Annotated in this window: 12 protein-coding genes; 2 read left to right on the forward strand and 10 right to left on the reverse strand. The window is 63.7% G+C overall.

Going from position 1 to position 12,356, the window contains the following annotated elements:
* Positions 1-68: 68 nt before the first annotated feature.
* On the forward strand, positions 69-1,079 hold the full coding sequence (locus FAZ69_RS13165) for a zinc-dependent alcohol dehydrogenase family protein (protein ID WP_136895112.1): 1,011 nt from the start codon (positions 69-71) through the stop codon (positions 1,077-1,079).
* A gap of 1 nt (position 1,080) precedes the next feature.
* On the opposite strand, the gene FAZ69_RS13170 is transcribed toward FAZ69_RS13165, so the two are convergent.
* Positions 1,081-2,088, reverse strand: a complete 1,008-nt coding sequence (locus tag FAZ69_RS13170; RefSeq protein ID WP_136895114.1) for a GlxA family transcriptional regulator — start codon at positions 2,086-2,088, stop codon at positions 1,081-1,083.
* A 120-nt stretch (positions 2,089-2,208) separates the two neighbouring features.
* On the opposite strand from FAZ69_RS13170, the gene FAZ69_RS13175 reads away from it, so the two are divergent.
* Positions 2,209-3,009, forward strand: a complete 801-nt coding sequence (locus tag FAZ69_RS13175) for an SDR family NAD(P)-dependent oxidoreductase (RefSeq protein WP_136895117.1) — start codon at positions 2,209-2,211, stop codon at positions 3,007-3,009.
* Positions 3,010-3,034: 25 nt separating this feature from the next.
* Here FAZ69_RS13175 and FAZ69_RS13180 read toward each other — a convergent pair whose 3' ends face one another.
* The 9 genes from FAZ69_RS13180 to FAZ69_RS13220 all read right to left on the reverse strand — a co-directional run bounded on the left by FAZ69_RS13180 (position 3,035) and on the right by FAZ69_RS13220 (position 12,348).
* Entirely contained in the window at positions 3,035-3,460 is a 426-nt protein-coding gene (locus FAZ69_RS13180) for a MarR family winged helix-turn-helix transcriptional regulator (protein WP_136895119.1), read from the reverse strand.
* Positions 3,444-4,328 (reverse strand): alpha/beta hydrolase family protein, encoded by an 885-nt coding sequence (locus tag FAZ69_RS13185; RefSeq protein WP_136895121.1) that lies wholly within the window; start codon positions 4,326-4,328, stop codon positions 3,444-3,446. The genes FAZ69_RS13180 and FAZ69_RS13185 overlap by 17 nt, the downstream gene beginning before the upstream one ends.
* A 112-nt stretch (positions 4,329-4,440) precedes the next feature.
* A complete protein-coding gene (locus tag FAZ69_RS13190) occupies positions 4,441-5,997 on the reverse strand; it encodes a DHA2 family efflux MFS transporter permease subunit (RefSeq protein WP_136895123.1) in 1,557 nt (518 codons plus the stop codon).
* 36 nt (positions 5,998-6,033) lie between these two features.
* A complete protein-coding gene (locus FAZ69_RS13195; protein WP_136895125.1) occupies positions 6,034-7,194 on the reverse strand; it encodes an HlyD family secretion protein in 1,161 nt (386 codons plus the stop codon).
* Between the two features lie 64 nt (positions 7,195-7,258).
* Positions 7,259-8,779 carry an efflux transporter outer membrane subunit gene (locus FAZ69_RS13200; RefSeq protein WP_136895388.1) on the reverse strand — a complete coding sequence of 507 codons (1,521 nt, stop codon included), beginning with the start codon at positions 8,777-8,779 and terminating at the stop codon, positions 7,259-7,261.
* Between the two features lie 118 nt (positions 8,780-8,897).
* On the reverse strand, positions 8,898-9,491 hold the full coding sequence (locus tag FAZ69_RS13205) for a MarR family winged helix-turn-helix transcriptional regulator (protein WP_369407743.1): 594 nt from the start codon (positions 9,489-9,491) through the stop codon (positions 8,898-8,900).
* A gap of 80 nt (positions 9,492-9,571) precedes the next feature.
* Positions 9,572-10,552 (reverse strand): helix-turn-helix domain-containing protein, encoded by a 981-nt coding sequence (locus FAZ69_RS13210; protein WP_136895129.1) that lies wholly within the window; start codon positions 10,550-10,552, stop codon positions 9,572-9,574.
* Positions 10,553-10,625: 73 nt separating this feature from the next.
* Positions 10,626-11,228: an NADPH-dependent F420 reductase gene (locus FAZ69_RS13215; RefSeq protein ID WP_136895131.1), complete on the reverse strand. Its 603-nt coding sequence runs from the start codon at positions 11,226-11,228 to the stop codon at positions 10,626-10,628.
* Between the two features lie 76 nt (positions 11,229-11,304).
* Positions 11,305-12,348, reverse strand: a complete 1,044-nt coding sequence (locus tag FAZ69_RS13220; RefSeq protein ID WP_206171196.1) for a zinc-dependent alcohol dehydrogenase family protein — start codon at positions 12,346-12,348, stop codon at positions 11,305-11,307.
* Between the last annotated feature and the right edge of the window lie 8 nt (positions 12,349-12,356).

Raw genomic sequence — 12,356 nt, forward strand, 5'->3', positions numbered from 1 at the left:
GCCGCCGATTCAACAATACGTCTGAAGCGCGGCAGTGCGCGCAACCCCTCGAATCCAGGAGCAGTGAAATGAAGGCTTGGCTACTCAACGATTTTGGTCTCGACAATCTGGTGCTGGGCGAAGCCCCGACTCCGCAACCCAAGGCCGGCGAACTGCTGGTGAAGGTCGGCGCCGTGTCACTGAACTACCGCGACAAGGCCATCGTCGACGGCATCTACGAGCCGCACCTCGTGCCCAAGCCGCTGATTCCGGTGAGCGACGCGGCCGGCACGGTCGTCGCGATCGGCGACGGCGTCACCCGCTTCAAAGCGGGCGATCGCGTGAACTCGCATCTCTACTCGCGCTGGCTCGACGGCGCGCCGGGCCCGGACGAGTCCCTCTACAGCTTCGGTTCGCCGCTGCCCGGCGGGCTCGCCGAGTACATGATCATTCACGAGCAAAGCGCGGTGCGCGCGCCCGACGCCATGTCCGACGAGGAAGCGGCCACCCTGCCTATCGCGGCCTTGACCGCCTGGTATTCGCTCGTCGACTTCGGCCAGCTTCAGCCGGGCCAATCCGTGCTCGTGCAAGGCACGGGCGGCGTATCGATCTTCACGATTCAAATCGCGGCGGCGCTCGGCGCGAGAGTCATCGCCACGTCGAGCCGCGACGACAACCTCGAAGCCGTCAAGAAGCTGGGCGCTTCGGACGTCGTGAACTATCGCGTCACGCCGCAGTGGGAGCAGGAAGTGCTTCGCCTCACCGGCGGCAAGGGAGTCGATCTGCTCCTTGACGTCGCGGGCGGAAACGGCGTCAATCAGTCCATCGCCGCGACCAAGGCGGGCGGACGCATTGCTCAGATCGGCTTCCTCACGGGACAGGAGACGCAACTGAACCTGATGCCGCTGATCTTCCGCCAGACGACGCTGCGTGGTATCGCGGTCGCCCCGCGCTCGTCGTTCGACCGGATGAACGTTTTCCTGAACGACAAGAAGATCCGCCCGGTGATCGACCACGTCTACACGTTCGAAGAGGCGCGCGAAGCGTACCAGCATCTCGCCCGCGGACCGTTCGGCAAAGTCGTCATCAAGGTTTCATAGGCTAACCGGCACTGCGCGCGTCGCGCCGCACCGCCTGCGGCGGCAGACCGAACCCGCGCATGAAGGCCTCGCGCATGTGGCGGCGATCGCGAAAACCCGTTTCCCTCGCGATCACGTCGAGCGAATGCCGGCTTTGCTCGATCATGAGGCGCGCGGCTTCGAGCCGCAGCCCTTCGATCGCCTTGGCCGGCGACTTGCCCGTTTCCAGCGTGAACACCCGGCTGAACTGACGCGGGCTCAGGTGCGCCGTCCCGGCCAGTTCCTCGACGCTCAACGAGCGGCTCAAATGCTGGCGCGCGTAGTTCAGCGCGTCCTGGATACGGTCCGACTTCGGCGCAAGGTCCAGCATTTCGGAATGCTGCGACTGCCCGCCCGAGCGCCGCTGGTGCATGACCAGCTTGTGCGCCACCGAGCGCGCGACTTCGGCGCCCAGGTCCTTCTCCACCATCGCCAGCGCCAGATCGAGGCCGGCCGTCATCCCGGCCGACGTCCAGATCGGGCCATCGACGATATAGATGCGGTCGTCTTCCACGTGGATGCCGGGAAAGCGCTGCTGCATCGCCCGCGCGAACGCCCAGTGCGTGGTGGCCCGCCGTTGCGCGAGCAGCCCGGCTTCGGCCAGCACGAACCCGCCCGTGCAGATCCCCGCGATGCGCCGGGCGCGCCCGCTCGCCTTGCGCAGGAAGGCCAGTAATTCGGCGGGCGCCGGCGACGCGAGCGGATCGTTGACGCCCGCCACGATCCACGTATGGATATCGCGGCGTGCGCTCAGCGGCCGTGTGCCGACCGTCATGCCCAGCGACGAGCGCACCTCGCCGCCTTCCACCGAAAAATTCTCGAGCTTGTAAAAGGGAGGGGCCCGCCTTAGGGTGCCCGCCTCAGGGGTGCCTGCCTCAGCGGCGTTCGCCGCGATATCGCCCACTGTCGCATTCGCGTATTCGAAAACCGATTGCGTGGCGAGCGCCATGACCTGGAAGCCGTCGCTCAAAAGAAACCCGACGCGATGCATATCCGTCCTCCGTCAACGCCATGTCCTGAATAACTACCATATACGTCATTTGCGCCGCCGTCAAACGAAGCCAGAATGCCCTCATGCAATCCCCGAAAACCTTCGAACCGGAGTGAAATCATGACGCAAGCACATCAAGGCACGGCCCTCATCACGGGCGCATCGTCGGGCATCGGCGCAATCTACGCGGACCGGCTGGCCCGCCGCGGCTACGACCTGATTCTCGTCGCCCGCAGCCGCGAACGCCTCGCGGCGCTGGCCAACCGCATCACCGACGAAACGCACCAGAACGTCGAGATCGTGGACGCCGATCTCACCGACCGCAACGGCGTCGCCGCCGTCGAAGCGAAGCTGAAGGAAGACGCGAGCATCACGCTGCTCGTCAACAACGCCGGCGTGGGCACGCACAGCCCGCTGCTCGACAGCGACGTCGACGCGATGACCCGCATGATCGACCTGAACGTCACCGCGCTCACGCGCCTCACCTACGCCGCGGCGCCGGGCTTCGTGGCGCGCGGCAAGGGCGCGATCATCAATATCTCGTCGATCGTCGGGATCGCGCCGGAAATCCTCAACGGCGTCTATGGCGGCAGCAAGGCCTTCGTGCTGGCCTTCAGCCAGTCGCTGCATCACGAACTCGCCGGCAAGGGCGTGCAGGTGCAAGCCGTCCTGCCGGGGGCCACGGCAACCGATTTCTGGCAGATCGGGGGCCTGCCGGTCGAGAACCTTCCCAAGGAGATCGTCATGCCGGCGCAAGACATGGTCGACGCGGCGCTGGTCGGCTTCGACCGCCGCGAACTCGTGACCATCCCGTCGCTGCACGCAGTGGAAGAATGGGAAGCCTACGAGGCCGCGCGCCAGACGATGTCGGCGCACCTGTCCAGCAACGTCCCCGCGAAGCGCTACACCGCGGCGCAGTAAGCTCCGCTTCCCCGGCTGGCCCGGCTTAGCCGGGGAAGCGCTCTCGCACGGCAGCCAGCCACCGGGATACGACGTCGAGCTCATGCTCGTCGAACCCGGCAGTCAGCACTTCGTTGAGTGGACCCAGCTGCTTCTTGGCGAGCGCCGCCGCGGCACGGCCGGATTTCGTGAGCCATAGGCGGCTGAGCCGCCCGTCTGCCTCATCCGCGCAGCGCTCGATCAAGCCGGCCTTCACCATCCGGTCGGCGAGCCCGGTCATGGCGGACGCCGCGATATCCAACGCCGCCGCGACCTCGCCGCTGAGCGCGCCGTCCTGCCGTTGAAGCACGAACAGCGCGCCGGCGTGCGTCACGCTGATCCCGGTCTCTTCGGCGGCTTGCCGGTCCAGGTGACGCTGCAACGCTCGTTGAGCCGTATTCAGAAGAAACACATATCTACGATCCGACGGCATGACTCTCACTCGATGCATGTTGTTCGAGCCATTGTGTCACGACGGGCCACAGCGTATCGGCATGGTGCTTCTTGAAGAAGCCGAGATGACCGATCGCTTGCCCGCGGCTGTCCGCCGGGCTGAGTTGGCGGCGCTCCACGCGGCAATGCGTCAGATGAGCGGTCAGCAGATCGATCGCTTCGGCAGGCGCCCAGGGGTCGTCGTCGATGCCTAGCGACAAGATGGGCAAGCTCGGGCGGCGAAAGCGTTCGCCTGCCCGCGCCTCGGGATCGTCGAAGAAATACCTCGGCATGCTGGTCCAGCGCGACCAGTCGAGCATGACCTGCCCCGGGAGATTTTCTCCAATGCCGAACTTGCGACCCGGCATGTAGCCCAGACTGCGCGCGCAAAGCGGGCCCATGATCTTCAGAAGCAACGCGACCCGCAGACGCTCGCGCCAGGGGCGGATGAAGCGCAGGCAACCTGCGTGAGAGCAGATCATGACCGCTGCCGAAAGCAGCCGGCTGCTTTCGGCCAGGCCGATCGCGTGCCCGCCGAAACTATGGCCGATCGCCAGATGAGGCATGGAAGGGTATCGCTCGGCAGTCCAGCAGGTCACCGCTTCGACATCGAGGTCCGCCCACGTCAGAAACCCTGCCCTGAGCGATTTCGGGTGCGGCCCGCCCGGTTGCATGCCGCGATAGTTGTACGTGACGACATCGAATCCAGCGTCGGCGAGATGCCCGGCGAACGGGAAATACATGCGTTCGGTGACGGCTGTGGCGGGATTGATCTGAACGACCGCTTTGGCGGGCCGTCCGGATCGGTGAATCGTAACGTCCAGCGCAAAGCCGTCGGCGCAGAGAATGGAGTGAGAGGTCGGGAACATGCCGGTAGATATTTCGTGTGCGAATTATATTTATTTATCATGCGAAATATCGGCCGGCAATTTGTTCCATAGAGAGATTCTTCGAATCGGCGTCATTGAGGTATGACGAGAATCAGTGCGCACCCGCCGCCGCATCGCTCGACCCGCCCGCCTTGCTCGGCTTGGTGATCCAGATGAGCGGGATGATGATGATCATGACGATCGCCGCACCGTAGAACACGTCGTTGAGCCCCAGCATGGCGGCCTGCGTCTGCACCGTATGATCGAACAGCGCATACGACGCTTGCGTGCCCAGGCCGAGCAGCGAGTGGTAGTTGTTCAATTGCGCATTGAACATCGGGTTGGTCGGGCTCGACTGCTGCGTCAGGATTTCATGGTGCATGATGGTCCGGTTGTTCCATATGACACCCGCTATCGACGTGCCGATCCCGCCGAAGAACATGCGTCCGAAGGTGGAGAGGCCCGCTGCGGCCGGCACCTTTTCGGGCGGCTGCCCCGACAGGATGATGACGGTCAGCGGCGCGAAGAACAGCGCCATCGGAATGCCCTGCAGCAGGGTCGGCAGGACGATGAAGCCCTCGCTGAGATCCGTGTAGAAAAACGAGCGCATGTAGTAGACGATCGCGAAGGTGACGAACGCGCCCGTGCCGAGGATGCGCGCATCGGTGCGAGGCAGGATCTTGCCCATGATCGGCGCGCCGATCACCGCGAAAATGCCCAGCGGCGCCGTCGCGAGCCCCGCATCGACTGCCCGGTAGCCCAGGTACTCCTGCATCCACTGCGGAAGCAGCACCAGCGTTCCGAAGAAGATGGCATACGCGACCGCAATCGAAACCGTGCCGCCAAGGAAGTTGCGCTGCTTGAAGAGGGTGAGGTCGACAATAGGGTTCTTGTCCGTCAGCTCCCAGACGATGAAAAGCGCGAGACCCACTGCGGCGACGATGGTCAGGACAATGATCGTGTTCGAAGAGAACCAGTCCAGATCCTTGCCCTTGTCCAGCATCACCTGGAGCGATGCCACCCAGACGGTCAGCAGCACCAGCCCGACGATATCGACCGGCAGCTTTTTGGTCGGCGTATCGCGATGGCGATACAGCATCCAGACCATCGCGGCAGCGAACAGGCCGACCGGGATGTTGATATAGAAGATCCACGACCAGCTATAGCTGTCGGTCACCCATCCGCCGAGCGCCGGTCCCACGATCGGCCCGGTCACGACGATCATCGAGAATATCGATAACGCCAGCGACGATTTCGACTTGGGCCACGAACTGAGCAGCAGCGCCTGGGACATCGGAATCAGCGGTCCGGCCACGGCGCCCTGCAGCACGCGCGCAAGCAGCAGGATCGGCAGCGACGGCGCGATTCCGCACAGCCACGACGCAAATACGAACAACAGGATCGAGCCGACGAACAGGCGAACCTGGCCCAGCCGCTGGGTCAGCCAGCCGGTCAACGGTATCGCCACGGAATTGGCGGCGGCAAACACGGTGATGACCCACGTGCCTTCATCGACCGATACGCCCAGGTTTCCCGAGATGGTCGGAATGGCGACGTTGGCGATCGATGAGTCGAGCACGGTCATGAACCCCGCCAGGCCCACGGCCAGCGAGCCCAGGGCGAGTGTCGGCCCTGTAAGCGGGGGGTGATTCGGATGGTTGGTGGTCATGGCGATAGTCCGGCGCTGGGGTATCTGGCAAGAAGGTCATTCGTTCTCGGCGACGATGCGTGCGATGGCGGCATCGGCTTCGTCGCCGTACTTGGCGAATACATCGGTCTTGTAGGTCGACGTGGACTGAGTGCCGAGCTGAGCGCCGGCAGGGTCCTTAACGTCGACATCCACGTTCATCGACAGGCCCACGCGCAGCGGATGCTTCTCCAGTTCCTCAGGCGGAATTTCGATCCGCACCGGCAGCCGCTGCACCACCTTGATCCAGTTGCCCGTCGCGTTCTGGGCCGGCAGCAGCGCCAGCGCCGACCCCGTGCCCGGCGTAAAGCCCACCACCTTGCCGTGATAGACGATCGACGAGCCATAGACGTCGGCCGTCAATTCGACGGGTTGTCCGACCCGGATGTGCCGAAGCTGCCACTCCTTGAAGTTCGCATCGACCCAGACCTGCTCGAGCGGCACCACCGACATCAACGCCGCGCCGGGGGAAACGCGCTGCCCCACCTGAACCGTCCGCTGCGCGATATATCCGGTCACGGGAGCCGGCAACGTCGTGCGCGCATAAGCGAGGTAGGCGTCGCGAACGCGTGCGGCGCTCGCGAGGACGTCGGGGTGGTTTTCGACCGAAGCGTTGGCCGTCAGCGCGCGATTGGCGCCGAGCTGCTGCTTGGCGGCGTCGAGTGCGGCCTGAGCCGACTTGACGGCGTCGCGGGCATGCGCGATTTCTTCGTCCGACACCGCCCCCGTCATGCCGGTGGAAAGACGGCGTTTCAAGTCGTCCTGCGCCTTCGACAAATCCGACTGCCGTTCGGCGATATCCGCGCGGAATTTGTCGTCGTCGACATACAGGCCATGCACCCTGCGAACGGTTTGGCCCAGATTGGCCTCGGCCTGTTGCAGTGCGATCTTTGCGTCCGCGGGATCGATCTGGACGATCGGCTCGCCCTTCTTGACGATTTGCGTGTTGTCCGCGTTGACCCCGATGACGGTTCCCGTGACCTGCGGCGTGATTTGCACGACGTTGCCGTTGACGTAGGCATCGTCGGTATCCACGTGGTAACGGGCGTCGAGGAAATAGTAGGCGCCGTACGCGGCGCCCGCGATCCCGAGCGAAGCGGCCAGCAGCGCCAGCAGCATTTTGCGTTTTCCGGGTTTCTTCGCCGACTCGTTGGCCGACGGTGTCTGAGGTGTGTTCATCGATAGCTCCAACAAAGTTGAATGGGTGCGGTCCGTCGCTACACGCGACGGCCAATCAGTTGATTCAGTGGGTTGCCGCGTCGTTGGACGGCGCGGGAATCGGTGTTTCGGTGTTTGCCGCGAGGCCCGCATGCGCTGCGTCGAAACCGCCGCCGAGCGCCTTGATCAGCCCGATCTGCTTGTTGCGGCGGTCCATCTCGAGGTTGACGACGGCCGTTTCCGCAGCGAGCCGGTTGTCATCCGCGTTCAGCACCTGCAGTTGCTGGTTCAAGCCCGCCTTGTAGCGAACGAGTGCCAGTTGATACGCCTTGGTCTGCGCATCGAGGGCCTGCTGCGCGTCGACCAGCTGACGGTCGTCCGAATGGATCTGCGTGACCTGTGTGGCGACGTCGGATAAGGCATTGATCAACGTCTGGTTGTACGTTGCGACGTCGTAGTCGAAGTCGGCATAGCGGCCCTTCAATTGGGCGCGCAGCGCACCGGCATCGAAGATGGGAAGATGAATCGCGGGCGCCAGCTGAAGCTGACGGCTTCCGGCCGTCAGTAACCGGCCCCAGCCGAACGCGTCCAGCCCCGCCGCAGCGGAAAGATTGACGTCCGGATAGAACTCGGCCTTCGCTTCCTTCACATCGTGGATGGCCGCGTCCACCTGCCAGTAGGCGGCAACGATGTCCGGGCGGCGCGCAAGCAGATCGGCAGGCAGGTTGTCGGGAAGCGCGACGCTGGCGCCTTCTCCAAGCGACGGATTGGCGATCTTCAGGCCGCGGTCCGGCCCTGCACCAAGCAACGCGCCCAGCTGGTAGCGCACGATCGTGATCTGTCCGTCGAGGTCGCTCACGCTCGAGCGGCTCGTCGCGGTTTCACCATATGCGGTCTGCCGCTCCACGTTGGTGTCGAGTCCCGCGCCGACGCGCCCATCCGTGATGTGCCCGATGTCCTCGCGGTTCTTCACTTCGCGGACTTCGATATCACGCAACGCATAGAGCTGCGCCAGATGGTTGTATGCGCTTGCCACCGAGGCCGCCAGCGAGATACGCACCTCCTCGGCCTCGGCGTCGGCCACCTTTTCCTGCGAGATGGCCTGGCCAAGCCGCGCCCGATTCTTGCCCCACAGGTCGAGATCCCACGAGGCACTGGCGAGCACGGTGTTCTCGCTCTGCCACGTGCCGCCGTACGGTGGCGGGACGATGCCGTTGCCGGTATAGAGCTGGCGCGTCCACGCATAGCTGCCCGTTACATTCGGGTAGAGGGTCGACTTGGCGCTGCCGACATAGGAAGAGGCTTTCTCGATGCGAGCGCGCGCCTGGTCGATCGTCGGATTGCCCTGCAAGGCCTCGCCGATCAGCGCGGGCAGCTGCGGATCGCCGAACTGCTTGGCCCAATCCATCGCTGGCCACTGCCCGCCCTCGGCTGGCAAGCTCTGCTTCGTCTCGAACTTTGCGGGAGGCGCGATCTGCTGGTCGCTCTTGATGCCGGCGTAGTTGACGCAGCCGGCCAGGCCGAGCGCCGCCACCGCCGAGGCTATCGAGGCCGCCCATGCGCTCACGCGCGGTTGGGGTCGGTAGTGATTCGTCGTGGTTTCCATTTTCATTGGCTCATCTGGGTTAGTTTGTCTTCGCATGGCTCGTAGTGCATATACACATAATAGAGTTCAGGTGTTCGCGTATCGATGCACCGAAGTGAACGAGTTTGTTGCTGTGTGGTTACCTATCGGATACGTCGCCCGTCATGCGGAACAGTTCATTCCGCAAATGAGCGGCCTGTTGCTGCCCAAAGCTACGCTCGAAGCTGGCTTGCGCCGCTGCCCAGTGGGCGGCTGCTTCGTCAAGCTTCGCCAGCCCTCTTCTCGTGAGCACGACTCGCAGCCGCCGATTGCTCTGCCCTTCGGCCGGCGCCACCACCAGGCCGCGCCGGAGCAAGGGTTGAAGCGCCCGGACGAGCGTCGTCCGGTCCATCACCATCGCCTTGGCCAGTTCAGCCATGGTCAAATTCGAACCATGGTCCAGCGTCCTGAGAATGCTGAACTGCGTTGGCGTAATGCCGGCCTCGGACAGATGACGCTCGTAAAGCTTCGAAATATGTCGCGAAGCCTGACGGAGGGCGAAACAGTCGTCGTTCTGAAGATCATTTGAGTGCATACGCACATGATATGGCGGCGGCCATCGGGAAGCGATGCGAGCGGGGTTATCAGTTTGTTGGCGTTTCGCGCACCAATGGCAGCGAAGCCGACGACGGCGGGCTCGGCTTTCGTCCAATGCCGGTCCGCTCAGTCTCGCCCTCATCTCGCGCGGACTCATGCCGAACCTGCGATGAAACACGCGGCTGAACCGCACGCCCTCGAAGCGAGTTCAGAACATGGCAGCACGGCCCGAAGCCGTTACCGAGCCTGAAGGCCAGACAGCGCCTGCTTTCTGTACTCCCGAGGCGTCGTCCCGAACGCAGTCTTGAAAGACAGGCTGAAGTGGGGCAGGCTGCTGAAGCCCCACGCGAACGCAATGTCGCCGATGGGGCGAATGGCCAGAGCGCGATCCGCCAAGTCCTGTGCGCACTTCTGCAGCCGGCGTTCACGGATGAAACGCTCGACCGACAGGCCTTCGCTCGCAAAAATGACGCTGAGATAACGCTTCGAGATCCCGAGGTGCTCTGCGACGTCCCAAGGCGAGAGCGCAGCGTTTCGTAGATTGGCCTCGATGAATGCCCGTCCGCGATAGGCGGCCATGGACCGGGTCACGGAGGTCTTGACGGGCTGACCGCCATCGAGCGACGACATGAACGCCATCGCGACCATGTCCAGCGCCTGCTCGTTCAGGCGCTGCGCGACCGTGGGGCCGAACCGCTCGAAATCGCGGGCCAATGATCCGACAAATTCGCAGGTCATCTTTCCGAGCGGGTTTTCGGCCGGCACGACCGTTGCCGTGAGACGCTCCAGCGCACCCACCCGCTTGCGGAACAGCGTTCGGGGAACCTGAAGGACGAGTTGCGCCATCTCGCACGGAAAATCCGCAAGGAACGACTTCGAGGTGTCGAGCACGGTCATATCGCCCGGCCGAAGGACACCTTGCCTGCCGTCTTGCTCGACGATCGCCGCTCCTGCGGACTGGATACATATGAGGACTTGCTCATCGCGGGCCTGGGCGGCCTTCGGCGTCGTTCGCGCGATCGCGTGCCTGGCCGCGTCGATCTCGAGCAGGTTGGCCGGCGTCGACGCGTAGACCTTTATCGAGCCAAAGAAGCTGTCTTCGGCGGAGCTGGTGCATTCCAGGTGAGTCAGCAGGCTTTCTACCTGGTGCTGCCAGAAGCTCAGCCGGTCGCTCGGCGGAACGCGCTCGGTCGATATCACGCTTGGGGTGTCGTTCATGGTCTTTTCATACGTTTCGGGAACGTCGCGCCTGCAAGGCTAGACAAAGACGAAATTGCGCGGAAGCAACGGTTTACGATGCCAAGACCCAATCGCGACCAGCAATCGGACCACCGGCTTGCTGCATGCGGCCGCCCGAAACCAGACCGCCAAGATCCACTGATGCATAGCCAAACGCGTTGACGAGTCCGATCACCACGTTCTTCGCGTCCCTGTCGTCACCGGAGACGAAGATGACGCGCTTTCCGTCATGAAACTTCGGCCCCTTGTCGTAGTGCTCCATGCGGATGGCGTTGAACGCCTTGACCACGCGAGCCCCTGGCGCATGAGCGGCGACGATCTCGCTGGCGCCCGCGCCCCCCAGGTCCGCCAAAACGAGCGCAGGCTCGAGTTGCGTAAAAGGGTTGGTGGTATCCACGAGAATGCGGCCGGCCCAATCGGGTAGCCCTTCCAGGGCCGACGGGACTTGAAGCCATGGAACGGCGAGCATGACGAGCTCGAGCCGGGCCACCTCCTGGAGCGTATCCGCCGATGCCTTCGGCCCGAGTTCGGCGACGATGTCGCGCAAGGCCTGCGGACCGCGACGAGCGCTCAAGACAACCTCGTGTCCTGCTTGAATGGCGCTCTTGGCGAGAGACTGCGCAACAGCACCTGCTCCAATAAAACCAATCTTCATTTCGACACCTCAGCGGCGACGTGAATCGACTAAGCCATGCTCGCGCAGGAGCAAGGCACTTGGGAGAACAGCTTGGTCAGTTGGATGAGCGCAGGTCGAGCAGCACCTTGCCCCCCTTGATTGCGTGAGCGATGGCCTGTTGGTAGTCCGCAAGCGGATACACGGCGGCCACGGGCAGGTCGAGCTCGCCGCTCGTCATCAGTTCGGCGGACGCCTTGATTGCGTCTGCGATGTACGGCAGGTATTCGGGGAGATCGATATATATGCCGCGCACGACGATGCCTCGCAGATGGAGATCCACGACCTTGACCGGCGTGACCAGCTCACCGCTAGTGAACGCATAGCTCACCAACGTACCGTTTTGCGACAGCACCTCGATCAAGCGCGCCGCCGCCGAACCGCTCAGACCGTCGATGGCCAGGCGCACGTTGCCCGCGCCGACCGCGGCCTTCGCCTTGTCGACTGCGCCCGGCTCGTCGACGAGAACGACGTCCCCGCCGGCTTCTTCCAGTTCATCGACCAATTCCGGACGGCGTACGAAGTTGATGGTCCGCAGGCCGCGCTTCTTCGCCAAGGCGATCACGGTGCGGCCAATGCCGGAGTTGGCCGCGTTTTGCACGACCCAGTCGCCCTCCTTGAGGTCGACGAAGCGCTCGAGCAGAAGCACGGCCGTGGGAGGATTGATGCGCAGCATGGCCAGTTGCCGGGGATCGACGTTCGCAGGCAACGCAAACAGCCCCTTGGCCGGGATCGTCAGGCGCTCGCGCCACGTCAGTGCGTACAGTGGAGGCAACACGCGGTCGCCGACTTTCACGCCGGAGACATTCGCGCCGACCTGCAGAACTCGCCCGACGCCTTCGTTGCCGACGATCGAGGGCAGCGGAGTCGAGTAGGCGAAGCGATTGGTGACGACCGCCAGGTCGTTGCCATTGATGGGGGCATACTCCATCGCGATCAACACTTCATCCGGGCCGGGGTTGGCCGGCGCTGGAAGGTCAACGAGTTTCAGCGTCTCGACGGGATTGCCGAAAGCAGTATTTTGGATAGCGCGCATGACTGACTTCCTTTCATACGGTACTTCGATGGAAAGCCGAAGGGCAGCGCTTCGGCGCTTGGGCATTGTGTAAG

It is taken from the genome of Trinickia terrae (assembly GCF_005144415.1).
Lineage (GTDB): Bacteria > Pseudomonadota > Gammaproteobacteria > Burkholderiales > Burkholderiaceae > Trinickia_A > Trinickia_A terrae.

Excerpts from the sequence above, each read along its gene's own strand:
- FAZ69_RS13165 (WP_136895112.1), top strand. The coding sequence starts at position 69 with ATGAAGGCTTGGCTACTCAACGATTTTGGTCTCGACAATCTGGTGCTG.
- FAZ69_RS13170 (WP_136895114.1), bottom strand. The coding sequence starts at position 2,088 with ATGCATCGCGTCGGGTTTCTTTTGAGCGACGGCTTCCAGGTCATGGCG.
- FAZ69_RS13175 (WP_136895117.1), top strand. The coding sequence starts at position 2,209 with ATGACGCAAGCACATCAAGGCACGGCCCTCATCACGGGCGCATCGTCG.
- FAZ69_RS13180 (WP_136895119.1), bottom strand. The coding sequence starts at position 3,460 with ATGCCGTCGGATCGTAGATATGTGTTTCTTCTGAATACGGCTCAACGA.
- FAZ69_RS13185 (WP_136895121.1), bottom strand. The coding sequence starts at position 4,328 with ATGTTCCCGACCTCTCACTCCATTCTCTGCGCCGACGGCTTTGCGCTG.
- FAZ69_RS13190 (WP_136895123.1), bottom strand. The coding sequence starts at position 5,997 with ATGACCACCAACCATCCGAATCACCCCCCGCTTACAGGGCCGACACTC.
- FAZ69_RS13195 (WP_136895125.1), bottom strand. The coding sequence starts at position 7,194 with ATGAACACACCTCAGACACCGTCGGCCAACGAGTCGGCGAAGAAACCC.
- FAZ69_RS13200 (WP_136895388.1), bottom strand. The coding sequence starts at position 8,779 with ATGGAAACCACGACGAATCACTACCGACCCCAACCGCGCGTGAGCGCA.
- FAZ69_RS13205 (WP_369407743.1), bottom strand. The coding sequence starts at position 9,491 with ATGAGTCCGCGCGAGATGAGGGCGAGACTGAGCGGACCGGCATTGGAC.
- FAZ69_RS13210 (WP_136895129.1), bottom strand. The coding sequence starts at position 10,552 with ATGAACGACACCCCAAGCGTGATATCGACCGAGCGCGTTCCGCCGAGC.
- FAZ69_RS13215 (WP_136895131.1), bottom strand. The coding sequence starts at position 11,228 with ATGAAGATTGGTTTTATTGGAGCAGGTGCTGTTGCGCAGTCTCTCGCC.
- FAZ69_RS13220 (WP_206171196.1), bottom strand. The coding sequence starts at position 12,348 with ATGCCCAAGCGCCGAAGCGCTGCCCTTCGGCTTTCCATCGAAGTACCG.